Annotated in this window: 24 protein-coding genes and 1 rRNA gene; 11 read left to right on the top strand and 14 right to left on the bottom strand. The window is 61.8% G+C overall.

What is annotated here, in order from left to right:
* Positions 1 to 16: 16 nt before the first annotated feature.
* Complete coding sequence (gene bioF / locus KOM00_RS16055; RefSeq protein WP_216499952.1) at positions 17 to 1,186, bottom strand: 8-amino-7-oxononanoate synthase; 1,170 nt, start codon at positions 1,184 to 1,186, stop codon at positions 17 to 19.
* 301 nt (positions 1,187 to 1,487) lie between these two features.
* Between bioF and KOM00_RS16050 the strand changes: the two genes are divergently transcribed.
* The 3 genes from KOM00_RS16050 to KOM00_RS16040 all read left to right on the top strand — a co-directional run bounded on the left by KOM00_RS16050 (position 1,488) and on the right by KOM00_RS16040 (position 2,546).
* Positions 1,488 to 1,628 carry a hypothetical protein gene (locus tag KOM00_RS16050; RefSeq protein ID WP_216499951.1) on the top strand — a complete coding sequence of 47 codons (141 nt, stop codon included), beginning with the start codon at positions 1,488 to 1,490 and terminating at the stop codon, positions 1,626 to 1,628.
* Positions 1,629 to 1,710: 82 nt separating this feature from the next.
* Positions 1,711 to 2,223: a M48 metallopeptidase family protein gene (locus tag KOM00_RS16045; RefSeq protein WP_216499950.1), complete on the top strand. Its 513-nt coding sequence runs from the start codon at positions 1,711 to 1,713 to the stop codon at positions 2,221 to 2,223.
* A gap of 137 nt (positions 2,224 to 2,360) precedes the next feature.
* A complete protein-coding gene (locus KOM00_RS16040; RefSeq protein ID WP_216499949.1) occupies positions 2,361 to 2,546 on the top strand; it encodes a hypothetical protein in 186 nt (61 codons plus the stop codon).
* Positions 2,547 to 2,627: 81 nt separating this feature from the next.
* Here KOM00_RS16040 and KOM00_RS16035 read toward each other — a convergent pair whose 3' ends face one another.
* Positions 2,628 to 3,497, bottom strand: coding sequence for a sterol desaturase family protein (locus tag KOM00_RS16035; protein ID WP_216499948.1), 870 nt, complete (start codon positions 3,495 to 3,497; stop codon positions 2,628 to 2,630).
* Between the two features lie 59 nt (positions 3,498 to 3,556).
* Positions 3,557 to 4,072 (bottom strand): DUF1440 domain-containing protein, encoded by a 516-nt coding sequence (locus KOM00_RS16030; protein WP_216499947.1) that lies wholly within the window; start codon positions 4,070 to 4,072, stop codon positions 3,557 to 3,559.
* 219 nt (positions 4,073 to 4,291) lie between these two features.
* On the opposite strand from KOM00_RS16030, the gene KOM00_RS16025 reads away from it, so the two are divergent.
* Positions 4,292 to 4,741, top strand: coding sequence for a hypothetical protein (locus KOM00_RS16025; protein ID WP_216499946.1), 450 nt, complete (start codon positions 4,292 to 4,294; stop codon positions 4,739 to 4,741).
* Positions 4,742 to 4,744: 3 nt separating this feature from the next.
* Entirely contained in the window at positions 4,745 to 5,176 is a 432-nt protein-coding gene (locus KOM00_RS16020; protein ID WP_216499945.1) for a hypothetical protein, read from the top strand.
* A 3-nt stretch (positions 5,177 to 5,179) separates the two neighbouring features.
* Here the strand turns inward: KOM00_RS16020 and aroC are convergent, their stop codons facing one another.
* The 5 genes from aroC to KOM00_RS15995 all read right to left on the bottom strand — a co-directional run bounded on the left by aroC (position 5,180) and on the right by KOM00_RS15995 (position 11,159).
* The gene (gene aroC, locus KOM00_RS16015; RefSeq protein WP_216499944.1) at positions 5,180 to 6,262 is read right to left on the bottom strand and encodes a chorismate synthase; all 1,083 of its coding nucleotides are present in this window, start codon (positions 6,260 to 6,262) and stop codon (positions 5,180 to 5,182) included.
* 15 nt (positions 6,263 to 6,277) lie between these two features.
* Complete coding sequence (gene glgX / locus KOM00_RS16010) at positions 6,278 to 8,410, bottom strand: glycogen debranching protein GlgX (RefSeq protein WP_216499943.1); 2,133 nt, start codon at positions 8,408 to 8,410, stop codon at positions 6,278 to 6,280.
* 102 nt (positions 8,411 to 8,512) lie between these two features.
* Positions 8,513 to 10,063 (bottom strand): apolipoprotein N-acyltransferase, encoded by a 1,551-nt coding sequence (gene lnt, locus KOM00_RS16005; RefSeq protein WP_216499942.1) that lies wholly within the window; start codon positions 10,061 to 10,063, stop codon positions 8,513 to 8,515.
* 169 nt (positions 10,064 to 10,232) lie between these two features.
* Positions 10,233 to 10,760: a YMGG-like glycine zipper-containing protein gene (locus tag KOM00_RS16000; RefSeq protein ID WP_216499941.1), complete on the bottom strand. Its 528-nt coding sequence runs from the start codon at positions 10,758 to 10,760 to the stop codon at positions 10,233 to 10,235.
* 3 nt (positions 10,761 to 10,763) lie between these two features.
* Entirely contained in the window at positions 10,764 to 11,159 is a 396-nt protein-coding gene (locus KOM00_RS15995) for a hypothetical protein (RefSeq protein WP_236027025.1), read from the bottom strand.
* A 394-nt stretch (positions 11,160 to 11,553) separates the two neighbouring features.
* On the opposite strand from KOM00_RS15995, the gene KOM00_RS15990 reads away from it, so the two are divergent.
* On the top strand, positions 11,554 to 13,092 hold the full coding sequence (locus KOM00_RS15990; protein WP_216499939.1) for a cytochrome B6: 1,539 nt from the start codon (positions 11,554 to 11,556) through the stop codon (positions 13,090 to 13,092).
* Positions 13,093 to 13,287: 195 nt separating this feature from the next.
* Here KOM00_RS15990 and KOM00_RS15985 read toward each other — a convergent pair whose 3' ends face one another.
* From KOM00_RS15985 to KOM00_RS15975, 3 genes are all read right to left on the bottom strand, one after another.
* Positions 13,288 to 13,815 carry a DUF4142 domain-containing protein gene (locus tag KOM00_RS15985; RefSeq protein ID WP_216499938.1) on the bottom strand — a complete coding sequence of 176 codons (528 nt, stop codon included), beginning with the start codon at positions 13,813 to 13,815 and terminating at the stop codon, positions 13,288 to 13,290.
* Between the two features lie 208 nt (positions 13,816 to 14,023).
* The gene (locus tag KOM00_RS15980) at positions 14,024 to 14,809 is read right to left on the bottom strand and encodes an Fpg/Nei family DNA glycosylase (RefSeq protein ID WP_216499937.1); all 786 of its coding nucleotides are present in this window, start codon (positions 14,807 to 14,809) and stop codon (positions 14,024 to 14,026) included.
* Between the two features lie 78 nt (positions 14,810 to 14,887).
* Positions 14,888 to 15,814 carry a DMT family transporter gene (locus tag KOM00_RS15975; RefSeq protein WP_216499936.1) on the bottom strand — a complete coding sequence of 309 codons (927 nt, stop codon included), beginning with the start codon at positions 15,812 to 15,814 and terminating at the stop codon, positions 14,888 to 14,890.
* A 223-nt stretch (positions 15,815 to 16,037) separates the two neighbouring features.
* Between KOM00_RS15975 and KOM00_RS15970 the strand changes: the two genes are divergently transcribed.
* The 3 genes from KOM00_RS15970 to KOM00_RS15960 are packed head-to-tail and all read left to right on the top strand — an operon-like array spanning position 16,038 to position 19,384.
* Complete coding sequence (locus tag KOM00_RS15970; protein WP_239027673.1) at positions 16,038 to 16,373, top strand: hypothetical protein; 336 nt, start codon at positions 16,038 to 16,040, stop codon at positions 16,371 to 16,373.
* On the top strand, positions 16,363 to 17,238 hold the full coding sequence (locus KOM00_RS15965) for an HDOD domain-containing protein (protein ID WP_216499934.1): 876 nt from the start codon (positions 16,363 to 16,365) through the stop codon (positions 17,236 to 17,238). Before KOM00_RS15970 ends, KOM00_RS15965 begins: the two co-directional genes overlap by 11 nt.
* Entirely contained in the window at positions 17,225 to 19,384 is a 2,160-nt protein-coding gene (locus tag KOM00_RS15960) for an ATP-binding protein (protein ID WP_216499933.1), read from the top strand. Before KOM00_RS15965 ends, KOM00_RS15960 begins: the two co-directional genes overlap by 14 nt.
* 79 nt (positions 19,385 to 19,463) lie before the next feature.
* Here the strand turns inward: KOM00_RS15960 and KOM00_RS15955 are convergent, their stop codons facing one another.
* On the bottom strand, positions 19,464 to 19,766 hold the full coding sequence (locus KOM00_RS15955; protein WP_216499932.1) for a hypothetical protein: 303 nt from the start codon (positions 19,764 to 19,766) through the stop codon (positions 19,464 to 19,466).
* Between the two features lie 299 nt (positions 19,767 to 20,065).
* Here KOM00_RS15955 and KOM00_RS15950 point away from each other — a divergent pair, with 299 nt between their 5' ends.
* Positions 20,066 to 21,664: a methyl-accepting chemotaxis protein gene (locus KOM00_RS15950; RefSeq protein WP_216499931.1), complete on the top strand. Its 1,599-nt coding sequence runs from the start codon at positions 20,066 to 20,068 to the stop codon at positions 21,662 to 21,664.
* Positions 21,665 to 21,729: 65 nt separating this feature from the next.
* On the opposite strand, the gene ung is transcribed toward KOM00_RS15950, so the two are convergent.
* On the bottom strand, positions 21,730 to 22,422 hold the full coding sequence (ung, locus tag KOM00_RS15945) for a uracil-DNA glycosylase (protein ID WP_216499930.1): 693 nt from the start codon (positions 22,420 to 22,422) through the stop codon (positions 21,730 to 21,732).
* A gap of 235 nt (positions 22,423 to 22,657) precedes the next feature.
* On the opposite strand from ung, the gene KOM00_RS15940 reads away from it, so the two are divergent.
* Positions 22,658 to 24,184, top strand: coding sequence for a radical SAM protein (locus KOM00_RS15940; protein ID WP_216499929.1), 1,527 nt, complete (start codon positions 22,658 to 22,660; stop codon positions 24,182 to 24,184).
* Between the two features lie 128 nt (positions 24,185 to 24,312).
* Here KOM00_RS15940 and rrf read toward each other — a convergent pair.
* Positions 24,313 to 24,429: ribosomal RNA gene (gene rrf, locus KOM00_RS15935) — 5S ribosomal RNA — on the bottom strand.
* Positions 24,430 to 24,573: the final 144 nt, after the last annotated feature.

The following is a 24,573-nucleotide window of genomic DNA, read 5'->3' as shown; positions in this document are numbered from 1 at the left end:
CCGCTTTGAACCGGTTTCAAATCACACCAAGCTTTTTCCCCACCCGGGCGATGGTGTCGGCAGCAGCTTCGAGATCGGCGGCCTCATGGGTAGCCATGATGGTGCAGCGCAGACGACAGCTTCCCGCCGGTACGGTGGGAGGCCTGATACCCTGCACGAAGATCCCCTCGTCCAGCAACTCCTTGCTGAACTGCATGGTCGCCTCGGCCGGTCCCACGAAGACGGGGACGATCTGGGTCTCGCTCCCCATGGTGTCGAAGCCCGCAGCGGCAAGCCTGTTCTTGAAAAGCGCGACGTTCGCCGACAGCCTGTCCCGCAACTCCTTCCCCTCGCGAGAATCGACCAGGTCCAGTGCCGCGATGGACGGCGCCAAAACCGCCGGAGGAAGCGAGGTGGAAAAGATGAAGCTTCTGGCCTTGTTCACCAGGTATTCGCAGATCGTCCGCGACGCAGCCGCGTAGGCTCCGAAGCTCCCCAATCCCTTGCCCAGCGTCCCCATGTGGATGTCCACGCCGTCCATCACCCCAAGGAGTTCGGCGGTGCCACGCCCGGTAGCACCGAGAACCCCGGTGCCGTGGGCATCGTCGACCATGAGCAGGGCACCGTATTGCCGGGCGAGCTGCACCATCTGCCGCAACGGAGCGATGTCGCCGTCCATGCTGAAAACCCCGTCGGTGACGATCAGGCGCCGCCCGGTCCCCGGCTTTTCCTGCAGCAACCGCTCCAGGGCCGCCATGTCCCGGTGCGGGTAACGGTGGAAGTTCGCCCGCGACAGCAGGGCCCCGTCCACGATGCTGGCATGGTTCAACTTGTCCGAGAAGATGGCATCACCCCGCCCGACCAGCGCGGAGATGATCCCGGTGTTGGCGGCATAGCCGGAGTTGAAGACCAGCGCCTTTTCCGTCCCCTTGAACCGGGCGATCCGCTCCTCCAGCTTCTCGTGCAGATCCATGCTGCCCGAAACCAGGCGCGACGCGCCGCTTCCTGTCCCGAAGGCCGCGCCGAAGACCGCGGCCCGGCGCAGTGCGGCATGATCGGCCAGCCCGAGATAGTTGTTGGAACAAAGCAGGAGCACCCTTTTACCGTCCAGATCGACGTGGCTCCCCTGCGCCCCTTTTATCACCCTCATGCTGCGGTACAGCCCCTCGGAGCGCAACTGGTCCAGTTCTTCTGCGAATGTCTGCACAGTTTCTCCTCTCATAACAGCGTAAAAGCGGAGCCCTTTTATTAGCACAGGCGCCCGGGTTCGTCAACCTGGCAACGGCCAGCGGTTGACAAATACATACAGCCAAACCTATAGAGCTGATTTCATGGCACAATTCCGTGCCGCCACAACCTGAACCGTCCCCCGAGCGCTGCATCGAGCTCCTCCAGCAGTGCAGGGAGCAGAACCTGATCCAGGTGGCTGACAACGCGCAGTTCGGGGGCAGCTCCATCTGCAACTGCTGCAGCAGCCGCTGCGAGACCCTGATCCGGGGCACCGGGCCATGGCGGCCCTCGTCGGTGCCATCCTGAGGCTTCCGGCCGTGCAACAGAAGCTGGCGGCAAGCGAACGGGGCTCCCGCTACCTGGGGTGCATGATGCAAAGGATGGTCGAGCGCGCCAGCAGGTTGCCGTTGCGGCTCTGACTCTGCGCGTCTCGTTTGCACTTCCCGGGGCGATGTGCTACCTTCGCGACGCAGTCGCACACCATCATCCCGGGAAGAAAGAATGCGCGGATTGAAATACCTGGCAGGATATTCCGAACAAGTCACCTCCAAGGTGGAGCGCCTGCTGGCGAACAACGAACTGGGGGACGTGTTGCTGGCCAAGTACCCTACCCCGCACCAAATCAGGACCGACCGCTCACTCTACGATTTCACCGTCAACTTGAAGAACGAGTTCCTCCGCAAGTCGCAGCCGCTTAGCAAGGTGAGCTACGACCCGAAGATCAGCGTGATCAACCACGCCCTCGGCCTGCATTCCTTCGTGTCCCGTGTCCAGGGCGCCAAGCTCACGGCGAAGCACGAGATCAGGATCGCCACGCTGTTCAAGACGGCCCCGGTCGAGTTCCTGCGCATGATAGTGGTGCACGAACTGGCGCACCTCAAGGAGAAGGAGCACAACAAGGCCTTCTACCAGCTCTGCGAGTACATGGAACCCAACTACCACCAGCTCGAATTCGACACTAGGCTGTACCTCACCCACCTCGACGCATTCGGCGCGCTGTACCGGGAAGCCTGATCGGCACGGTTGCGCCGCCGCGCAGCCCCCTCCCCGCCATTGACAACCGCCCCCCTCCCGCTAGCATTTACACTGTCGAAAAATCAATAATCTTCAGCATTGCAACCGACCGTCCATCCTGGCTCAAGGAGGATCCCATGTCGTTCGCGCTCTACATCATCGGGTTCATTCTCATCATCTCAGGCGTCGCCTGGGCCCTGGTCGCGGCAGGGGTGGCCATGTTCAAGATCGCCATCGTCTCCATCATTTTGCTGGGCATCGGCATCCTGACCGGCGTGGTGAAGACGCGGCCCAAGGACCCGCCCCGGGGACCGCTGGCCTGACTCTCCCCCCCCCACACGGCAAAAAAAGAGACCCACCGGGAACTCCCGATGGGTCTCTTTCGTTTTTCGTAAGGGAGACAGTCACACTGCCAGCACGGTCGTCGGCACCGGCAGCGGTTCGCGCTTGGGACCTTCCGCCTCCACCTGCGGGGTGAACGGCATCGCCAGCACCCTGCCCAGCGTGAGCTGCTTCGGATCCTGGAAACCGGCCACCCCGATGTCCAAAGAGTCCTGCATGACGTTGAGCCGGATGGTGCCGTGCAGGTAATCCGGCCACGAGAAGATGGTGGACCAGTTGGAGTCCCTTTCCTCCCTGACCGCCGAATGATGGATCCCGTGCATGCGCGGAGTGACGATGAAGCGGCACAAACGCCGCTCGACGCGATGGGGGAGCCTCAGGTTCGAGTGATGGAACAGGATCTCCATCAGGGTAAGGGTCTGCCATAAGGCGAGCGCGAAGGGTGCGACCCCGATCAGGCGGACCTGCGCCGCCCGCCAGGGAACCGACAGCAGCAGCTCGCCGAAATGGAAGCGAAGCGCGGTGCTGGCATCGAGGTCGAGATCGACGTGGTGCGGCCTGTGGAAGCGCCAGAGCAAGGGGACCTTGTGGGTCAGGACGTGCCAGATGTAGAGCGTGTAGTCGAGGAGCACGACGGACAGCGCAACTTCCGCCCAGGCCGGGAGGCAAAGAAGTTTCACGAGCCCCAGGCGCCTTGCCTGCACCCGCAGGGCAAGCGGCCCCACCACCGGCTTCTCGGCGAGCGCGACGGTCGTAGCGGCGATCACGGAGAAGGCAGCGTTACGTTCGTTGCGCCGCAGCTTGTCCTCCTTCTCCCTCCGGAGCGGACGCCTGAGCTCCATGGCCGCGACCACGGCGCAAGTGCCGAAAATAAGCGCCGCGTTCAGCCACTTGGGCAGCTCTCCCCTCAGGTTGTCTCTTCGTGCGGACATGCTTTGACTCCCTCTTTTCATGCAGTCTGTCGCCTGGCACGGCCCCGGCCGCCATTACCTCAAGATCTCACCCCCGCCACCCGGTGCACCAACTCGGCGGCGGCGGTCCAGGCGATGTGATTACCGAGTTCCTTCGCGCTCGGCTGCCAGGGGATGCGCCCCAGACGCGGGGACAAGCCGAGGCTGGGCGCTATCAAGCCGTCGCAGGCGAAGAAAAAGGGGACGGCGAAGGGAAGACCGCCCCAGCGGGTAAGGAATGGATATCTCCCGGTGAGCCTGCCGTGAATCACCCCCCACCCCAGGCCGTAGATAACGCCGAAGAGAGCCCTGGCCCGCTTCTTCTCCCTCGCATCCAACCTGCGCCCCAGGAGCTTCGCCCCGAAGTGCGGGCCCGCCATCCGGTGGGCCGGCGCCTCGCGCACGCGCCGGTCACGCCTCTTCTGCTTTTGAGTCACCAACGGGTCCAACATCCTGTCGCTTACGGCCGCCACCGCACCGGCAACCAGGCCGGCCGCCATTGCCACGAGCACCGGGTGTCCTTCCGCCAGGGACCGCAAACCGCCTTCCTTGGACATGACAGCCTCCCTGGGGCCTGTATCGGTTGTTTGATTTTGCCGCTGGTCCGAACAATTTTCCCATTGTAGCCCCAGCAGCCCAGCTGTCAATTTCGCCGCGACCATCACCCAAGCCTTGGGTTTCCGGGGTTCACGGGGCTTGACCATGTAAGAGGGCGTTTTATACTTAGGTCGGCCCGATCCCAGGCCGCAGCGCAACGACACGATCAGGAGGCTCCCATGCTGGTCCGCACCCTGCAGGTGGTGGTACATTGCGAGCACAAGACGCTGTGGAACATGCTTATGGACAGGCTGCAGCACCCGGAGCGCTACATACAGGGGGTGGCCGAGGCACGGGTCACCGAGGAAGAGCCCGGGGTATTCATCGCGGAGATGGCGCTCCGCGGGGAAAGGGTCAAGGAACGGGTGCTGGCACGCCCCTACGACGGCGAACTGCGCCACGAGCTGCTGGAGCACCCGCAATTTACCGGGTTCATCGTCAGGAAGATCGTGAAATCGGCGCGGCAGAGCCCGGTGGCCCCGCTCTACCTGGAGTACGACCTGGACCTGCTGCGCAAGTCCCTGAAGGTCCAGGGGGTGGTGAGGGGGGAAGAGGAAATCCTGACCGACCTGGAAACGGAGATGCAGAAGGTGAAATTGCGGGCGGAGGAATCGGATTCGAGGGGGTAACCGATGCGGGTCTGGCTCTTTCATGCCACGTTGTGCGCGGCGTCCCTTTACTCGGCAACGGCGCTGTGCGCCCCGCCCGACTGGCTTTTCATGGACCAGAACGGGCAGTCCAGCTTCTACTACGACAGAAACAGCAATGTGACCGTACGCGAAGGGGTGATCCAGGTAAGGACCCGGGTGGTCTACAGCGAAGAGGGGAGAAAAGAAGCGATCAAGCTGCTGAAAGGGATGCCGGAGTCGGCGTTGCTCCAGGAGACGCTCTACAGCTACGAGATCGACTGCCCCGAGCGGGAGGGGCACCTGCTGGCGTCGAGCCACCTGGACCGGAACGGGACCATCCTGAAATCCACCGACCTTGCCGCAGCCACCCAGTGGGAGTACCTGCCGGACGACACGCGCATGGGACGGGTGGTCCGGCAAGCCTGCCCCCCCTAGCGCCTACCTCTTCCGATATTCCTGCCGCAGCAACAGATCCATCAACACCAGCGCCGCCATCGATTCCACCACCGGTACCGCCCGGGGGACGATGCAGGGGTCGTGGCGCCCCTTCGCCTCCAGGACCGTTTCACTGCCGTCAAAGCGCGCCGTCTTCTGCGGCAGGGCTACCGTTGCCGGAGGTTTGAAGGCCACCCGGAAGTAGACCGGCTCCCCGTTGGAAATCCCCCCTTGCACGCCTCCTGAGTAATTGGTCGCTGTCCCCAGTCGCCCCCCCTTGTCCACGAAGGGGTCGTTGTGGGCGCTCCCCAGCATGCGGCTGCCGCTGAACCCGGAACCGATCTCGAACCCCTTGCTCGCCGGAATGGAGAGCATGGCGTGCGCCAAAAGTGCCTCCAGCTTGTCGAAGACCGGCTCGCCCAGCCCGGCGGGGAGGTTCCGGCAGACGCAGCAGACAGTCCCCCCGACGGAATCGTCCCTGCTCTTCACCTGGGCGATCAGGTCGGCCATGGCCTGGGCCATGGCGGGGTTGCCGCAGCGGACCGGGTGCGCGTCCACCTGCCGGCGATCAACCCGTTCCAAGTCGACGTCCCCCGCTTCGAGCGCTCCCACGCTGTCCACCCAGGCCACGATCTCCACGCCGTGGCGCTCAGCCAGGAACTTCTCCGCGATGGCGCCGGCCGCCACCCTGGCGATGGTCTCACGGGCGGAGGAACGACCGCCGCCGCTGGAGGCACGCACGCCGTACTTCACCTGGTAGGTGTAGTCGGCGTGCGAAGGGCGGGGGACCTGGGACATCACCTGGTAGTCGCCGGGGCGCTGGTCGCGGTTATGCACCATGAGGCCTATGGGTGTGCCCAGGGTGACGCCCCCCTCGACGCCGGAGAGGATGGTGACCACGTCCTCCTCCTCGCGCGGGGTGCTCAATTCGCTCTGCCCTGGACGGCGGCGGTCCAGTTGAGGCTGTATGTCGGACTCGGAGAGGCACATCCCCGCCGGCGCGCCGTCGACGATGGCGCCGACCGCCGGACAGTGGCTCTCGCCGAAGGTGGAAACTCTGAACAGGGTACCGAACACGGAGGACATATCAGCTCCTTCCCCTCACGGAGCGGCCGGGGCAACCGGCCGGGAGGAATTTCTCGGGTGACGCTTTGCCACCAGCACCACCAGGCTGCGCGGCGGGAGCCGGTAGCTGTCGCCGTCGACCACCGGGATCGCGTCCCAGGGGGTGATGTCGTCGGGGGATGCCAGCGAGGTGTCGATCCAGCGGTGCCAGGCGCCGCCGGGAAGCCTTCTCGGCGGGGGGAGGGTGAAGCTGAGCGGCTCCCAGTAGGCGTTGACCATGTAATGGAACACCAGGTGTTTCGAGGCGCTCCACACGGTGAGGGCGATGCTGTGCGACTGGTAGCTCCAGTCCGGGGTGCCGAGGTGGACGCCGTGCCACTCAAGGCGCGCCTGCCCGAGGAGCTGGTTTAGCGTGAGCGTCTCCGAGGAGGTGTCGCCCTGCCTGAGCCGCGCCCTGATCAGCTCCCTGGTGAATCGATAGATGCCCGGGTGGACCGCCAGCCCGTCCCAGTCGAACCACCCCAGCTCGTTGTCCTGGCAGTAGGCGTTGTTGTTGCCGCGCTGGGTGCGGCGCATCTCGTCCCCCATCAGGATCATCGGAGTCCCCAGCGCGAGCAGGGTGACCGCCATGAAGTTCTTCACCTGACGGTTGCGCAACGCCTCGATGGCCGGGTCCGACGTCGGTCCCTCGACGCCGCAGTTCCAGCTCAGGTTCGCGTCGGAGCCGTCCCGGTTCTGCTCGCCGTTGGCCTCGTTGTGCTTTTTGTTGTAGGAGACCAGATCGTTGAGGGTGAAGCCGTCGTGGCAGGTGACGAAGTTGATGCTCTGCTCGGGCTCGCGCTCCTGGTGGCCGTAGATGTCGGGGCTTGCCAGCATCCTGGCCGCAAAGCGGGACACCACCCCCTCGTCCCCCTTGAGGAAGCGGCGCACGTCGTCGCGGAACTCGCCGTTCCACTCCTTCCAGCTGTCGCCGATGAAGCTCCCCACCTGGTACAGGCCGCCGGCGTCCCAGGCCTCGGCGATGAGCTTGATCCCCGCCAGCGCAGGATCGGACTCGATGTCCCAGAGGATGGGAGGGTTCTTGAGCGGACGCCCCTGACCGTCGCGGGAGAGGATGGAGGCGAGGTCGAAACGGAAGCCGTCGACGTGCATCTCCTTGACCCAGTAGTGCAGGGAATCGATGATCAGCCGGCGCACCACGTGGTGGTTGGCGTTCAGCGTGTTGCCGCAGCCGGTATGGTTTATGTAGCTTCCGTCGGCGGCGAGGGAGTAGTAGACATCATTGGCGAAGCCGCGGAAACAGAAGGTGGGGCCTTTGTGATCCCCCTCCGAGGTGTGGTTGTAGACCACGTCCAGGATCACCTCGATGCCCGCCTTGTGCAGCGCCTTGACCATGTCGCGGAACTCGTCCAGCGGCCCCAGCGGCCCCTTCTTGGAGCTGAAGGCGGCATGCGGCGCGAAGAAGGAGACCGGGCTGTAGCCCCAGAAATTGCGCAGCCCCAGGGGGGCGTCGAGCGGGTCGAACTGGAATACCGGGAGGAGTTCCACGGCGGTGACGCCGAGATCCTTCAGGTAGGGAATCTTTTCCACGAGGCCGGCGTAGGTGCCGCGCTTTCCTTCGGCGACGCCGGAGGAGGGGTGCTTGGTGAAGCCGGCCACGTGCATCTCGTAGATGACCGTCTTCGTGTAGGGGCGCTTGAGCGGCAGGTCCCCTTCCCAGTCGTAGCCGCGCGGGTCCGCCACCACGCTCTTCATGGCGCTCTTCGCGTTGTCGCCGGGAAGGCAGGCGTCGCCACGGCGGTACCCGTCGGGAACGGCGACGGCGCGGCCGTAGGGGTCGATGAGCACCTTCCCCGGATCGAAGCGCCGTCCCCGTTGCGGCTCGAAAGGGCCGGCCACGCGGTAGCCGTAGAGCTGGCCCGGGCCGATACCGGGGACGAAGATGTGCCAGTAGTGGTAGGTGCGGTTGCACTTGGGATCGAGGGAGATGACGCGGGAGGGGGTGGCGTCGTTGGCGTCGTCGAAGAGGAGCAGTTCTACCCCGGTGCAGTCCCTGGCGAAGACGCTGAAGTTCACCCCTCCCCGGGTCACCGTGGCGCCCAGCGGCGAGGTATTTCCCTTGGGAAGCTCGCCGTTTCTCGTGCCTGCTCTTCCAGTCGTTCTCGCCATTGTTTCCTTCCGACCGATCACATAGCCTGAACGCGCTCTCTGTGAGGTGGGCTGTAACTGCGCTTTTTACCCAGTGAGACTATAGATGATTATGTTTTTCAGTCAAACGGAGGCGCGCGCTTTTTTAGAAACAGTCGCTGCGGCGATCCCGCACGCCGAGATGAAAGCGCAGAGCCAGCCGATCCAGTCTCCCGCCGCCCCGTACAGCGTCCCCCCTTCCAGAAGCGGCACCCGGTCCACCAGGACCTCGCGGGTCCAGACCCCGGTGCGGCTGACGATGCGGCCGACGGGATCCACGAATGCCGATATGCCGGTGTTGGTGACCCGCACCAGGGAGCGGCGGTTCTCGATGGAACGGAAGCTCGCCAGCGCCAGGTGCTCCATCGGCTCGACCGACTTGCCGTACCAGGAGTCGTTGGTCAGGTTGAACATCACCGCCGGTGTGCGTCCCTCGCGCCCGCCACGCATCAGCTTCCTGATGTGGGTGGGGAAGATGTCCTCGTAGCAGATGCTCACCGACAGGAGGTGGTTCCCCAGCTTCAGGGGCTCGGTGCTCCTTCCGGAGAAGAACTTGGCGCTGTAGGGGGACCAGGCGTAGAGCTGCGGGAAGACGTCGCCGAAGGGTATGTACTCGCCGAAGGGAACCAGCACCGTCTTGTCATAGCTTCCCAGGATGCGCCCCGAGCCGTCGGCCAGAAGGGCGCTGTTGCAGTAGCGGGTCTCCCCCTCCTCGTCGATGCGGAGACAGCTCCCGAAGAGGAGCGGGGTCTGCAGGTCGCCCAGAGCCCACGTGGGCAGGCTCCCCTCGCGGGAGGAGAGGCTCACGCTCAGCACCCCTTCGGGCCAGACCACGAGGTCGGGCTTTTGTGCCGCCACCAACTCCCGGGACAGGTCGCGATGCTCCTTCTGCATGAGGTCGACCGCCAGGTGATTGTCGGCCGCGCCCCGGTTGGTCTGCACCAGACCGACGGTCAGCCTCTGCGCCGTGGCAAGCTTTCCATCCACCTCCCGGATGCGCAGCTCCCCGTACCCCGCCACCAGCAGCAGCGTAACGGCCAGCGCCGAAACTGCGCGCCACGGCACGCTCCGTTGCTCGCGCCAGCTGACCGTCGCCCAATACAGGGTGGCATTGATGTAGACCACCAGGAAGGAGACCCCGAGGATGCCGGAGAAGTCGGCGATCTGGGTCAGGTGCGAGATGCGGTACTGGCTCGCCCCCAGGTAGTTGGGGAAGACCTCCGGCCAGAACTTCTCGATCGCCGTCCAAAGGACCGGTGCCACCCAGAGCACGTACCATTGCCTGTCGCGGGTCAGCAGCCGGGTTCCCCAGGCCCATGCCGCCAGCACGATGCCGTTGGCGGCGGCAAGGAGCAGCAGACCGAAGACACCGGCGATAAAGGGGGCGCCGGCAAACTGCTGGAACATCTGGATGATCCAGTAGAAGCCCCCGCCGTGCCCCACGATGCCGGCCAGCCAGCCGAGCCAGAAGGCGCGCGCCAGGCGCTGCCCCCGCAGCGCCCAAAGCAGGGGGACCAGGAAGAACCACTCGAGGTAAAACTGGTCGAAACCGGCGTAACCGAGGAACATGAGGACGCCGCTGGCCACGGCGGCACCCCACGGCAGCAGGAACTTGAAGTTTGCGGAAGTTGTCAAGAATGGACCTCTTGTCTGAAAAACTGCAACCGCGGGTGGCGCACCCGCGGCTTGCGCAGGTTGGCACAATACCACAGCCGCTTAATAACCTCAATCCAACAGGGGAGCAGGGACCGGGCTGCACCGCCGCCCATAAGAAAGGGCGCCCGGGAAGGCGCCCCATTTACTTTCAACGCTCCGGATAGTAATCCGGCGGAACCGAGTACATGTCGGGAGGGGGGGGCGGGGTGTACGGCCTGGCCCGGCGTGCCTTGCGCACCGATCCCGGGATCTGGTTCCCCTTGGCGTACATGCACTGCACGTAGGTGTTGTCGTAGCGGCGCTGGGCCTCGTAGCCGTAGACCCGACCGGATTCGGAGCCGCTTGCCGCGCCGAAGAGAAGGCCAGTACCGCCGCCGATCGCCGCACCGGCACCTGCGTTGCCGCTGGCCGCGCCCAACATAGCGCCCACCCCGGCACCGATGGCCGTCCCCACGACTGCGCTGGTGGCGGTGTTCTGGTTTGCCGTGTCCTGCGGGCTCATACCGAGCTGCTGTTCGGCGTACCTGCGGCAGAGCGCGTCTTCAGCCATGAACTGCTCGAACGACTTCCCGGGGGTCGGCAGCACCCTCACGCTTGGCCCGGTGGGCATGGTGACACAGCCACCAAGCACCAGGAAGGCGATCAGCGACCAAACTGCTGTCCTGGTCTTCATCATCTGTCAATCCTCCTTATCTTCCTCTGGCTGAGCGGGAGGTGGCGTGTTGGGTACCACCTTCATCCAGCCGCTGGGGCAACGCTCCACGTACGGGTAGTAACCTTCCGGCTTGCGGCAGTAATACCAGTAGCCGGTCTGCTCCTCGCCGGTCCCGGTGTCCGGGGAGATGTACTCCTGCGGCTCCTGCGGCACCACGACGGTCGGAGGGTTGTAGTAGTACGGGTATGCGGGGTACGGGTAGTAGTACGGGTAAAAGAATGGATCCCAGTAGCCCCAGCCCGGGCCGATATAGACACTGCCCGAGAAGTGCCCGCCCCCCCTGTGGCCACCATAGCTGTAGCCGCCGCGGCTGTAGCCCCGGCTGTAGGTGGTGCCACCGCGCCCTGCCGCCCGGCCCACGACCTCTCCGCCTCGACCGGCTCCACGGGTGAAAGCTTCGCCGCGCGCGCCGGAATCCGCGTAGCTTGTCGTAATGGCACCCGTCATTGATACAGCCGCCGCAAACAACGAAATGAAAAGGGCACTGATCCGGATTTCCCTCATGACTTAGCCCTCCTTTAAGGGGCGTTTCGCAACTGTTTCAGTATACTCCCAGGCTTCAATATCTGCAAAAGCTAACCCAGAGCCAAAATACCCGCCCACACTTGCCCTGTCAATGCCACCCTGCCACGGCAAAGGGTGAGGCTGGATACAGCACCGCCCCTGTCCGGCCCCCCTCCGAACCGGTTTGACTTATCCGCCGACTGTGGAAAAATTAGCGTGTTCAAATATTCCAGACACAAAGGAGCTACGTATGAGAAAAGATGCAACGGTGGTGTCATCACTCTTTCTTGCAGCGGCTCTGATTCTTCCCGCGGTCAACTCCTGGACCGCGGAGGGGCACGCGCCCCGCAGTGCCCCGCCGGACGCGGTCCTGGAAGCCCAGACCCCGCGGGATGTCCCCCAAAACCGCCCGGAGCAGCAAAAGGGAAACCACGACCAGTCCGACCTCTTCAGCGCGACCAAGGCCGAGCCCTCGTCAACCGCTTTCAGGAACCAGCCCGACGAGGGGAAGACCCTTGGCTTCGAGTTCTACCGCGACCCGCTGGATGCCAAGAAGCCGATGACGACCTTTCAGGAGGTGCGCCAGAAGGATGTGGCGGAAAAACCCAAGGTCATGGAGACGCAGCGACGCCTGCTTGAATCGCGCTACGACCTGCGCCCCAGGCTGTCACCGGACGTCAGGATGTCGCGCGGCAAGCCGGTCGCCGTCGGCCCCACCGCGCGCCTGGGGGAGGGAACTTCCTGGGAGAAGCTGGCGGCGCTCCCCCCTGCGGAGATCAGGTCCAGGAACCTGTTCCCCTACCCGCCGCTCCCCCACCCAAAACAGGTCAACGGCGGCCAGGTCTTCCCCCAGATGCAGATCGACATGTTCCCGAGGTTGCAGCGTTTCGACGTCGACTTCGACCTTCCCGAGCCCTTCCTCCCGGAATTCCCCCCGGCGATCTTTTTGCAGAACCGGCCGGAACTGGGGGACGTGTCGCGCGGCGAGGTGGTGTCCATCAACAACTACTACCGCCTCTTCAAGGACCTCCTCACCCCCGTCCAGCTCGACGGCCTGCGCATGCTGGTGACCCCCTTCCCGCAGGAGGAATTCAACCCCACCGACGACAGGAAGAGCGACAGGCCAAGCCTCGGCGTTGCCTGCTTCGACTGCCATGTCAACGGCCACACCACGGCCCAGTTTCACCTGAGCCCGGACATCCGCCCCCAGGAACGTCGCTTCCGGCTCGACACCGTGAGCCTCAGGGGGCTCTACAACCAGCAGATCCACGCTTCCAAGCGGAGCCTGCGCTCGGTCGAGGACTTCTCCGAGTTCGAGCAGCGCACCGCCTACTTCAACGGCGACGAGATCCATGCTGCCAAGAAGGGGATGAACGTCATAAGCCGCGTCCAGGTCGCCCACATGGCCCAGATGCAGAACATGTTCGACGTGCCCCCGGCACCCAAGCTGGACCCGGCCGGTTATCTCGCGCCGGAACGGGCTTCCCAGGCGGAGCTGGCCGGGCAGAAGGTGTTCTTCGGTAAGGGGAGGTGCGGCGCCTGCCATCCCGCCCCGTTCTACCTGGACCAGCAGATGCACGACCTGCAGCTCGACCGGTTTACCAGGGAACCGGGCGACGGCCCCATCAAGACTTTCACCCTGCGGGGGATCAAGGAGAGCCCCCCTTACCTGCACGACGGCCGCTGTCTGACGCTCGAGGACACCGTGAAGTTCTTCGATCTGGTCCTGGGCTTAAGGCTCACCCAGGAGGAGCAGGACAACCTGGTCGCGTTCCTGCGGGTGCTCTAGTCCCTCGGGCCGGCGTTCCGCGTCCCCGCATCGAAAGCCCCGCCCCACAAGGGTGGGGCTTTTTTCGTTGTCCCGAGTTGCCGGTTGAGAACCTCCTCTGACCCGTGGGTCACCGGGGCGCGCACAAGCGAAGAGGGGCTTCGTCTAGCGACGAAGCCCCTCCCCCTTTGAACCTTGCATGGCTGCAGCCGGCGGCTATTTCTCGGCAACGCCCAGCTTGCGAGCCATCTCCCTCGCATGTTGCAGGTGCTGCTCCAGCACCGGCAGGGTCTTGTCGATCCACCCCTTCAGCTCCGGATCCTTCACCTTCTTGCTTTCCTTCTTGAATTTCTCCACATCCTTTTTATGGTCCTTCAGCATGGCCTCGGCGTACTTCTTGTCGAACTCGTCGACGGAGGCCTTGGAAAGCTTGTCCACGGTGGCCTTGTGCTTCAGCTCCAGCTTGGTCGGCATCTTCACCCGATTCCCCGCGACGCTCTTCAGCTCGTCGTTGGCCTTGCCATGGTCTGTGGCCATCATCTGCCCAAAATCCTTCACCTCCTGTGATTTCCCCTTCTCCTTGGCCATCTGCCCCAGCTCCACCTCCATCATCCCCGAGCTGGCCGCGTCCTTCACGAACGACTTCTCGCCCATGGTCAGCTTCTCGGCCGCCAGCGCCGGAAGAACCAGACTACATACCGCAAACAGGGAAACCACCGCCATCCACACCAGTTTTCTCTTCATGTTGCCTCCTTTTTGTGGCCGAAGCCGATGATGTGTCAGATTAACAAAATCTAACCATCTAAAAGTAGCGGGCTTCGCCCTCTTGTCAACCCGCTCGGGCTGGGCCCCTGGAGAGACAGGGAAGGTGAAACGAAAAAAGCGCCCTTGCGGGCGCCTTGAAGGCTGGCTAAAGAAGATCGGGTGGCGGGGACAGCACAAAGGAGCGCCGTTACTGGTACAGCAGCTGTTCCTCGGTGTAGTAGGTTCGCTTGGACTGCACGTTTTCCTTGATGATCCTGGCACCGGTAGGCGAGGTTTTCAGCTCGGGGCGGTGCACCTTCAGGAACTCCCGGTACTCACCCGAGACCATGTCCGGGTGGCGCTTCCTCAGTTCGGCGATGGCATCTTCGAGCACCTGCGGGATGGCGGCCGCCAGGGCCCGGACCGCTTCTGGAGGGAGCTTGCCGGCTGGGGACTTAGGGGAGATGCGCGCGGCCCACAGTATCTCGTCGGCGTAGGCGTTGCCGATACCGCCGATGAGTGCCTGGTCGAGCAGCAGCGGCTTGATCAGGGTCCTCGGCTTCTTCCGGCAGAGCTGCTGCAACTGGTCGACCGTCAAGTCAAGGGCGTCGGGTACGTCCCTCTCATCGCCGGGGTTGAGGGCGACGCTGGCCCATCCCTTTTCGTCGCTGACGGCAAGGACGGAGCCGTCGTCGAAGGTAACGGTAAGCACCGGGTAGCGCAGGCGGTCGAGGTGGCCGGAGTCGGTCAGGACGAAGCCGCCGGTCAGCATCAGGTGCACCCGCAAAATGGTCCCGTTGCCGAACCGGAAGGCGACCTGCTTCCCGGTTCTTTCCACGCCGGCGAGCGTTGCTCCCGCAACGGCCGTGGATAGTTCGGCATCGGAAACGTTGAGTTTCCCCCTCTGGTGGTATTCCACCCTGCGAACTTTCTTGCCGGCCAAGGCCTTGTTCAGATTGTCAGCGTAGATTGTGAGATCGGGCAGTTCTGGCATGGTTCCTCCTGAAGGGGAGAAGATCACGGGGTGAGCGTAGCCCGCAACGGCGCGATGTCAACGCCCAGGGGCGAGGGATCAGTCGGCAGCAGCACCCTCGGCGCGGTAGTCGATCCCGAGCTGCCGCTCGCGCAGGCGCTTGACGGACAGGGGGAGCACCACGGCGGCGAAGATCAAGGCGCAGCCGGTCCACTCCTCGGCGGTCAGCCTCTCACCCAGAAGCAGCGTCCCCCCGAGCATGCTCCAGACCGGATCCATGGTGTAGATGAGTCCCGCCTTGGTGGGGGTGGTGTAGCGCTGGTAGGTGTTCTGCAGGGTGAAGCAGATCACGGTCGGGAAGATGGCGCAGTAGATGAGCGACCCGAGCGAGACCCAGGTGACGGACAGGGGGGCCGAAGGAAAGAGCAGGTCCAGGGTCCCTCCGACGACGGCCACCGTTGCGAATTGCACGAAACTCAACAGGTAGATGTCCTCGTCCCGTAGCAGCTTCGACACCGAGATGATGTGCAGCGCGATGAACAGCGCGCACAGGGTCGACAGCAGGTCGCCCTTGTTGAACCCGTCGACGCCCCCCCGGGCGAGCAGCCAGAGCCCCGCCAGGGCAAGCACCAGCCCGGCGGCGCTCAAGCGGTCCAGCCGCTCGCGCCAGAAGGCGAAGCAAAGCAGCGGGATCAGCAGCACGAACAGGTTGTTCAGGAATCCCGCGCGGGAAACGCTGGTCCCGCTTACCCCGAGGACGAAGGAGAGGTTCGTGGCCGCCAGGGCAAGCCCCACCACGAGCCCAGTCCTGAGGGTGCTCCAGTTGAAACGCCCCAGCCGCGGTAGGCACAAAAGTCCCATGAGCAGCGTCGCCAGCGCGAAGCGGTAAAACAGGAAGGTGATCGGGGGGATTTCGCGAAAGCCGATCTTGTTGAAGATGAAACTGCCGCCCCAAAAGACGGTGGTCAGTATCAACCAGAAGGTCGCTTTGGATGAGCGAGGGTCGTCGTGATGTGATCTTTGCATCCGCATATTAAAGACAGGGGTGACCGCAGATGTCAACTCTTGTGACGCCGGCGAGACATTGACTTAAATATATTTTAGTTTCCGCCGGCGAACCGGCATGAACTCTTCACAGCTCCTTGCGGTAGCTTTATCTTCCCTAAAGTAAAATCTACCGCCGGCCGATACTATCAAAACAGGCTCAGTTGCAGCCAGCTCCCCCCCCAGAGGAGGCCTTGCGTTGGCAGTGGTTCATATCGACAACCTTACCCCCGGCATGGTCCTAAGCCGTAACGTCTGCGACCGCAGCGGTCGCATGCTCCTTCCCGCCGGCGCCGAGCTCACCGAAAAGCATTTCTCCATCTTCCGCATGTGGGGCGTGCTCGAGGTCGAGGTGGTAGGCGAAGCCGTCGCTGAGGATGTCGAGACGTCCCCCCCCCTGAGCCAGGAGATCGACCCGGAGCTCCTCGCCGAAGCCAGGGCGGAAATGGAGCGTCTGTTCATCTACAACGATCCGGAGCATCCCGCCATAAAGGAGCTGATGCGCATCTGCACCGAGAGGAGGGCGAGCCGTGCTGCGTAAGCCTCAACTGTCGGTGGAACACATGGTGGAGGATGTATCCACCATCCATTCCCTCCCCCTATTCTATTCGCAGCTGTCCGAGGCGATCGATCATCCCCGCAGTTCCATCGGCGACATCGCGAAGATCATCGCCGAGGATCAGGGGCTCACGGCACGGATCCTCAAGCTCGCCAACAGCCCGCTTTTCGGCTACTTCTCCAAGATCGACACCATCACCCAGGCCGTCACCATCATCGGGGTCCTCCAGGTGCGCGACCTGGCCCTGGCCCTCTCGGTCATGGACGTCTTCAAGGGTATCCCCGAGGACCTGGTGAACATGGAGCAGTTCTGGAAGCACAGCATCGCCACCGGGCTCGCCTCCAGGATACTGGCCACCAGCCAGCGGGAGTCCAACCTGGAGCGCTTTTTCGTGGCCGGGATCCTGCACGACGTGGGGAGACTGGTGATGTACGTCAAGATACCCGAGATCTGCCTGGAACTGCTGGAGGAATGCCGCGCGACGGGATCTCTTCTGCACCGCTCCGAGCGGGAGAAACTCGGTTTCGACCACGCCGAGGTCGGCAGCGCCCTTCTCAAGCGCTGGAAGATCCCCCCGCGGGTGGCCGAGCCGGTGGGGACCCACCACGACAGCAGCAAGGGGGACCAGTACCCGAGGGAGGGAGCCATCCTGCACTTCGCCGACCTGATCGCCCACGCGCTGCAGATAGGCAACAGCGGAGAGATTTTCGTACCGGAACTGGACCTGGGCGTCTGGGACCGGCTGCAGATCTCCAGCTTCTACCTGCCGACGCTGGTGAAGCAGGTCGATGCCACCTACGAACAGACTGTTTCCGCACTCTTCGGGGGGGAAGATGCCGCCCGATGACGCGCGGGACATCCAGATCCGCAAGCTCCAGGAAAGGGTGAACTTCCTCGAGGAGAGCAACCTCAACTACCTGAAGACTCTCGACGTCCTCACCGCCTGCAGCGATTTCCAGTCGGACATCTATCGCCTCAAGGAGTCCTCCTTCGTCATCAAGGCCGTCTTCGGTCAGTTGAGGCGGCTGATCCCATTCGTGACACTCTCCATGTTCGGCATAGACGAGGACTCCTCCTTTGATCTGACGGTCTGCGAGCCGGAGAAGGCCAAGGCTGCGGTACGTAAAGAGGTGGAGGCAAGGGTGCAGGACGGCACCTTCGCCTGGGCGCTTAACCAGAACCACCCGGTCGTGGTACCCACCATCTCCGGCAGCGAGACGCTGGTGCTGCACGTCTTGGCCACCAACAGCCGCATCAGGGGGATGTTCGCCGGCATCATGCCCGGAAATCACCTGAACACCGAGGTCTCGACGCTGAACGCGCTGAGCAGCATCCTGATCAACACCGCCTATGCCGTGGAAAACTCCGAGCTCTACGACATGCTCCAGGAGCACATGCAGAACCTGGAGCTGAAGGTACAGCAGCGTACCACCGAACTGGAGCACGCGCTGGTACAGGCCGAGGCGGCCACCGCGGCGAAGAGCATCTTTCTCGCCAACATGAGCCACGAGATCCGGACCCCGATGAACGGCGTGATCGGCCTGGCCCGGCTGCTCATGGACACGCCCCTTGACCAGGTGCAGCAGGACTACCTGGGGTCGCTGTCCGACTGTGCCGAAAGCCTGCTCACCATCATCAACGAGATCCTCGACATATCCAAGGTGGAGGCGGGCATGATCACGCTCGAGAAGATCGTGTTCGATCTGCATCGCTTCCTCGCCCGGTCCCTGCAGCCCTTCATCCTGCGCGGGCAGGAAAAGGGCGTGCTGGTCCAGTTGGAGATGGGACAGGGGCTGCCTCAGCTGGTCGTGGGGGACCAGGTGCGCATCGGCCAGGTGCTCGGGAACCTGGTGGGGAACGCTCTCAAGTTCACCCACAAGGGGGCCATCACCGTCAGTTGCCGTCTCCTTGAGCACACGGCGGGAGGGGTGCTTTTGAAGTTCGCCGTCGCGGATACCGGAATCGGCATCGCGCCCCAGGCGCTGGATGTCATCTTCGAGAAATTCTCCCAGGCCGACAGCTCCACCACGCGGCTCTACGGCGGCACCGGTCTCGGCCTCTCCATCAGCAGAAGTCTCGTGGAGCTCATGGGAGGCACCCTCGGTGTGGAGAGCCGGCTTGGCGAGGGGAGCGTATTCAGTTTCACCCTCCAGGCGCGGCTCCCGCTTCCCGGCGAGATGCCGACAGAGGACGCGGAAGAACAGACCGTCGAGGCGCTCGGCCCGCTGCGCATACTGTTGGTGGATGACGTTCCCATCAACCTACTCATCTCCTTGAAGCTCATCGCCAAGACCGGCAACCACCAGGTGGACTGCGCCGCAAACGGCGAGGAGGCGCTGGAGAAGTGGGGCCGGTCGCCTTACGATCTCATTTTCATGGACGTGCAGATGCCGATCATGGACGGGCTGGAGGCCACCAGGATTATCCGCTGCCGTGAAAAAGGAACGGGACAAAGGGTGCACATCTGCGCCATGACGGCCAACGCGATGAAGGAGGATGTGGAGATCTGCCGCCAGGCCGGGATGGACAGCCATATCTCCAAGCCCGTGCGGGAGAAGGAACTGAACGCCGTGATCAGGAAGCTCTGCAGCGAAGTCGCGCGCGATGAGCAACCGTCCGACGTCTTCGCCGGACCGGAGTCGGTGCCTCCCGCGACAGGCGAGGAGCCCGATTTCGACCTGGGTGACCTGTTGGAGCGGCTGGACGGCGACGAGGAGCTGGTGGGCCTGTTCGTCGTAAAGTTCGTGGAAGCGGTAACCGAGCACATTCGCCTGCTCAATGAAGCACTACAGCGGGGGGACCACGAGACCTGCTATTTCAAGGCACACACCATCGCCGGGACGGCGGCCAACATGGGTGCGCCGCGCATGCGCAAGATAGCGGCACAGATGGAACAGGCCGCAAAGGAGCGGGACCTAGCACCACTGCCCGCCCTTTTCGACCAGTTGCAGAAGGCTTTTGCGGCATTTGTAGCAGTGACCGCGCCTCCCTAAAGACCAGGGGCAAAAAAATGGAGGCTTAGCCCACAGCCCCCATTTTCTTGAAATCCGGATTTTGTTCTGCAACGCTCAGTTACGCACCGCCCCTGGTCAGGACTTCCATGGTTTGGATGGCGTCTTTGAGCTGGAACTCCAGTTTTCTCAGTTCTTCCTGCGTGTACACGCTGGTCCCTTTGCCGATCTCACGATGGAGCCTGTCGATCCTCTGTTGCAGCGAATCAACGCTGTCTCGGCAGTTTTGTGCTACCAGCAGGCATTCATCTTTCTGAAAATTATCACCCCCGTTCATCCCCATGCCTGTTTCAGCAGTCACCGGAAGGGCGGATATGAGCGTAACGGTAACAAGGAAACCCAACTTCCTGACAATACCTTTCATGACGAACCTCCTTTTTCAACTGCAATTCAGGATATTATCAATATAGGCAACGCCCTCTAAGATTGCAACTGAATTTCGTTATCACAAACACCGCTTTTCTAGCACAGCCCGTCTCTGTCCTCAGACATCACTCCCATGCCACTATGCCAGTGAACCGCGGTAAAGAAGCTCGAGCGACCGCCGGCATACTGTATACAATTTCACGTTCAAATTCCCTAAATATTCTAGTGCCTAAGCCGATATGTAATACAAATTGACGGCACCAAATTTTACACATCCGTGAGAAGAGGTCGACATTAATGAACATCAGCAAAAAGATTTTCATCGCGAACGTGGCCATCGTCCTGTTTGCCACCATAACGACATCGGCAGTCACGCTTTACGTGATCAAGAAGGAGATCACCCGCCAGGTCACCGTCGGCCTCACCTCACGTACGAAGGCCTTCCGCGAGCTCGTTGCTCCCAACGGCTCCGGATTCGCAGTCGTGGATGGCAAGCTGCAGGCAAACGGCACCGTTCTCGATGGTCGCAATGATTTGACCGACAAAATGAAGGATATCTTCGGAGGCGAAGCCACCATCTTCCGGGGCGACATCCGGGTTGCCACCACCATCAAGAAGGATGACGGCAGCCGGGCGGTAGGTACCTCGCTGCAAGGAGCAGCCAGGGAAGCGGTCATAGACCGCGCTACCGCTTACATCGGCGAAGCCAAAATCCTGGGCACCCCCCATTTTGCGTCCTACCTGCCGCTGCTTGACAGCCAGGGGAAAGTCATCGGCGCCCTTTTCGTTGGGGATAAGAAGTCGCAGTTTCTCGCCGTTTTTGATGATCTGAAGTACCTGAGCCTGGGCATCTCTGTGCTGTTGGCCGGACTCCTGGCGCTGGTCGCGTTCCTGGTCATGCGCAGGGCGCTCGAGCCGATGCGGGCACTGATCGCGACCCTTAAGCACGTTGCCGAGGGGGATGGGGATCTCACCCGGCGCCTGGCCGAGTCCGAGGACGAGATAGGAACGGCGAGCCGGTACTTCAACCTGTTCATCGAGAGGGTGCACGCGATCGTCCAGACGGTTGCGGAAAATGCCAACTCCGTTACGGAGGCGAGTTCCGAACTGCATCACAGCACCGAACAGTTGGCGCGCACCACGGAAGAAGTGGCGGGCCAGACCGAAACGGTTTCGACTGCAGGGGAGGAGATGGCCGCGACCTCCGCAGACATTTCCAGGAACTGCCTGCAGGCGGTGGAAAGCGCGCAACGCGCCTGCGACATGGCCACCATTGGCTCCGCCGACGTCGAGCGGAGCATACGCGGCATGCAGCTCATCAACGAGAAGGTGCGCCTCACCTCCGAAAGCGTGAGCAGCCTCGGGGCCATGTCTCAGCAGATCGGTGAGATCATCAACACCATCCAGGACATCGCGGACCAGACCAACCTGCTGGCCCTCAATGCGGCAATCGAGGCGGCCCGGGCCGGCGAACAGGGGCGCGGCTTTGCCGTCGTCGCCGATGAGGTGCGCAACTTGGCCGAGCGGACCACCCATGCCACCAAGGAAATCGAGATCAATATCCGTTCCATTCAGGACGAGACCACACGAGCGGTGCAAGTGATGCAGGAAAGCGCAAGGGAAGCGGCCAAGGGGGCCGAGGACTCGGTGAAGTCGGGGCAGAGTCTCGAAGGGATCCTAAAACAGATCAGCGAGGTGACCCAGCAGATAGGACAAATCGCTACTGCGGCCGAGGAGCAAAGCGCCACCAGCCGTGAGATCAGCAACAACGTCCACCAGATAACGGGGATCATTCAGGGAACGGTCAGGGCCAACCGTGAATCCATGACCACGGCCGACAAATTGAACGCGCTGTCGGCAAACCTCAAGGGGCAGATCAGCAAGTTCAGCTATTAGAGACAAACTGTAGCGAAGATACACGGACGGCCCGGCACATGCTCGGGCCGTTTTTTTTGAAGTGGTCAGGACAGGCGCCAGTCGATCGGGTCCAAGCCATGCTGCACAAGGTAGGCGTTTGCCTTTGAGAAATGTCGGCAACCTAGGAACCCACGGTGCGCCGACAGCGGTGAAGGATGCGGTGCGCGCAGGACCAGGTGCCGTGCATCATCGATAACGGCTCCTTTTTTTTGAGCGTAGGCTCCCCACAACATGAATACGACGTGCTCCTTCTTCTCGTTCAAGAGGGCAATCACCCGGTCCGTGAAAACCTCCCACCCTCTCCCCTGGTGTGACGCAGCCCTCCCTGCCTCGACGGTCAGAACACTGTTGAGGAGCAAAACGCCCTGGTCGGCCCAAGCCCTGAGGTGGCCGTGCCGGAAATCAGCCGGCGCAAGCCCCAGATCTGCCTGTATCTCTTTAAATATATTCACCAGAGAGGGGGGCGTTTCGACGCCGTGCGGCACAGAAAAGCAGAGTCCGTGAGCTTGGTCCGGCCCATGATAGGGGTCTTGGCCCAGGATGACGACCCTGACCTTATCGAAGGAAGTGGAGTTCAGGGCGTTGAAGTATTCACTCCCTTTCGGATAGATCACCTTCCGCTTGGACATCTCCTTGCGCAGGAACTCTCTGAGGTCCCGCATGTAGGGTTTCTCAAACTCGTCCAGAAGACAGCATTTCCAACTCGGCTCCAACCGTATCTGCGATTCTGTCGACATCGTGGCAACTCCGCATGCCTCATCCGTGGAATACGCAAGAAATTAGCATACCCTTCCCCAGCGAGCCAAGCCCAATCTACCAACGCCCCCAGTTATGAGCTCTCCGTTGCCCTTGTGGACACGCCGAGCAACATTTGTTGCAGTGTTACTGCCCACGCCACAACATTGACAGCTTTTAATGTTGAAGTAGACTGGTGTGGTTGAAAAACAGAGGCGAATTTCGAAGGAGGAAACCATGCCGCTAGAATGTTCCGTTTTGGGCAAGGACCTGGCTATCACCGAGACCACTGTTCCCGTAATTTCTCCTTACTGGCGCCTGAAACGAAATGGTCATTGGGCACTACTATGCCGCTACGAGCAGGAGCAGGCTCGCTGCTCCATGCTGTCCCCTAAAATGGGCGCTACTCTGGCACTCATGGATGGCAGGCTGACTTTCAGGCACCTGTCGCTGATAGCCCAATACGCCTTCGACCTGGAATCGCAGGAAATGTCGCAGGAGTTCGTTACAAGGGTCATCATGGCGGCGAACGGGGAGGATGATGCCGTTGTCAACATGACTCGGGAACTGGAACCTTATGTCAAACGAATCGACCCGTTTGATTTCGCGGTAAAGGCATCGAAATGGAAGGCGCAGGAAAGACCAGCTGTACCTATTTCGTTGAACCTGATGTTTTCCAATGACTGTCATACCAACTGCTCGTACTGCTTTGCAAAAGGACACTGCCTCCCCGAGAGCAAACTCTTGTCAACAGAGCGCTGGAAAGAGCTCTTGCGTGAGGCAAAATCGATGGGGATCGAACAGGTTTCCCTATCCGGTGGGGATCCGCTTTTTAGAAAGGACGCGTTGAAGCTGATAGAGGAACTGATCGATCTAGAAATACTCTTTGCTCTTTCCACGAAGTGCTACATTACCGATGAAATCGCAGACAGGCTGGTTTCCATCGGCATGACCCAGCCGGTCAACCAATACGTGCGCGAGATGCAGCTGAACATGGACCCCAATGAGCCGACGGCGGACAACCTGGCCGGCAGCCCGGGATACTACCACAGGGCGGTACACAGCATCAGGAACTTGTTGAAAAGAGGCTTCAACGTCAGGGTTAAAGCTGTGGTGACAGCTCTCACTGCTCCACACATCTACGAGTGGGTCGATGAGTTGCAGGATATGGGGGTGCGTCAGATATCGGTGGCAGCCTATAACAGAAGCCCCCGCGGCAAAAACGAAACTTTATTCCTAAGCAATGAAGACAGGAATTCCATCATCGACCAGTGCCGTCACGCCAGAATCGACTTTCCTGAAATCGACCTCAGGACGATAGGATGTGAACCGCCCCAATACACTGTCTCGATACAGAAGGTCGCTACTGAAACTGTGAACGCACTACCTGATGAGGATGCGGAAATTCACGAGAAGCTGAGGTGCTGGAGGGAAGGCGATCACTCCTTTGGGGCACAATGCAGCATGACCATTACTCCCGACGGGAAAGTGATGCTCTACGACACCGTTCCGGAAGACGAAGCCCTGTTCGTAGGCGACGTCTCTGCGACATCGATACTCGAAGTATGGAACAGTGACCCCTTGCGGAACTCCCCAACCCCTAAGACGGAACAGCTGAAAGGAGCAGCATGTTACGACTGCAAGAATCTGGCGAGGTGTCAGAGCAAAGCAGGATACTGTTTCCGTGATGCCTATTTTAACTCCGGGACGCTGTTGGTGCCCCCTGCACAATGTCCCATGCTGCAGGGGAAGAGCAAGGTCTAAGCAGGCCCCGACGGGGGCTTGAGAGTGGAGTTGCCTAGTCAACAGGAACAAAGAGGCACAGGCAAAAAGTCCGTCTCTGGACGCGAAAAAGCCCCGTCTGTTTTCAGACGGGGCTTTTTCTATTAAATTCCCTGCGGCGACCTACTCTCCCACATCGTTTCCAATGCAGTACCATCGGCCCTGAGAGGCTTAACTTCCGTGTTCGGGATGGGAACGGGTGTGACCCTCTCGGCATAGCCACAGAGAAACCCTTAGCTTTGGCTTGCGCCATCGCAGTATGTTTCTCACAATCGCATTTCGTGTCTGTAGGATTTTTGGCAGTTTATGATCGGGGGGTGGAGAACCACCCCCCTCTCTAAGAATTTTTTATGGTCAAGCCTCACGGCCGA

Source organism: Geomonas diazotrophica (assembly GCF_018919385.1).
Taxonomy (GTDB): domain Bacteria; phylum Desulfobacterota; class Desulfuromonadia; order Geobacterales; family Geobacteraceae; genus Geomonas; species Geomonas diazotrophica.
This window is presented reverse-complemented; position numbering and strand designations above follow the sequence as displayed.

Coding starts and splice junctions, on each gene's coding strand:
- ung (WP_216499930.1), bottom strand. CDS start 22,422: ATGTCGACAGAATCGCAGATACGGTTGGAGCCGAGTTGGAAATGCTGT.
- KOM00_RS15955 (WP_216499932.1), bottom strand. CDS start 19,766: ATGAAAGGTATTGTCAGGAAGTTGGGTTTCCTTGTTACCGTTACGCTC.
- KOM00_RS16040 (WP_216499949.1), top strand. CDS start 2,361: ATGTCGTTCGCGCTCTACATCATCGGGTTCATTCTCATCATCTCAGGC.
- KOM00_RS15950 (WP_216499931.1), top strand. CDS start 20,066: ATGAACATCAGCAAAAAGATTTTCATCGCGAACGTGGCCATCGTCCTG.
- KOM00_RS15960 (WP_216499933.1), top strand. CDS start 17,225: ATGCCGCCCGATGACGCGCGGGACATCCAGATCCGCAAGCTCCAGGAA.
- KOM00_RS15940 (WP_216499929.1), top strand. CDS start 22,658: ATGCCGCTAGAATGTTCCGTTTTGGGCAAGGACCTGGCTATCACCGAG.
- KOM00_RS15985 (WP_216499938.1), bottom strand. CDS start 13,815: ATGAAGAGAAAACTGGTGTGGATGGCGGTGGTTTCCCTGTTTGCGGTA.
- KOM00_RS15990 (WP_216499939.1), top strand. CDS start 11,554: ATGAGAAAAGATGCAACGGTGGTGTCATCACTCTTTCTTGCAGCGGCT.
- KOM00_RS15975 (WP_216499936.1), bottom strand. CDS start 15,814: ATGCAAAGATCACATCACGACGACCCTCGCTCATCCAAAGCGACCTTC.
- glgX (WP_216499943.1), bottom strand. CDS start 8,410: ATGGCGAGAACGACTGGAAGAGCAGGCACGAGAAACGGCGAGCTTCCC.
- KOM00_RS16025 (WP_216499946.1), top strand. CDS start 4,292: ATGCTGGTCCGCACCCTGCAGGTGGTGGTACATTGCGAGCACAAGACG.
- KOM00_RS16035 (WP_216499948.1), bottom strand. CDS start 3,497: ATGTCCGCACGAAGAGACAACCTGAGGGGAGAGCTGCCCAAGTGGCTG.
- KOM00_RS16050 (WP_216499951.1), top strand. CDS start 1,488: ATGGCGGCCCTCGTCGGTGCCATCCTGAGGCTTCCGGCCGTGCAACAG.
- KOM00_RS15980 (WP_216499937.1), bottom strand. CDS start 14,809: ATGCCAGAACTGCCCGATCTCACAATCTACGCTGACAATCTGAACAAG.
- KOM00_RS16045 (WP_216499950.1), top strand. CDS start 1,711: ATGCGCGGATTGAAATACCTGGCAGGATATTCCGAACAAGTCACCTCC.
- KOM00_RS16000 (WP_216499941.1), bottom strand. CDS start 10,760: ATGATGAAGACCAGGACAGCAGTTTGGTCGCTGATCGCCTTCCTGGTG.
- aroC (WP_216499944.1), bottom strand. CDS start 6,262: ATGTCCTCCGTGTTCGGTACCCTGTTCAGAGTTTCCACCTTCGGCGAG.
- KOM00_RS16020 (WP_216499945.1), top strand. CDS start 4,745: ATGCGGGTCTGGCTCTTTCATGCCACGTTGTGCGCGGCGTCCCTTTAC.
- KOM00_RS16030 (WP_216499947.1), bottom strand. CDS start 4,072: ATGTCCAAGGAAGGCGGTTTGCGGTCCCTGGCGGAAGGACACCCGGTG.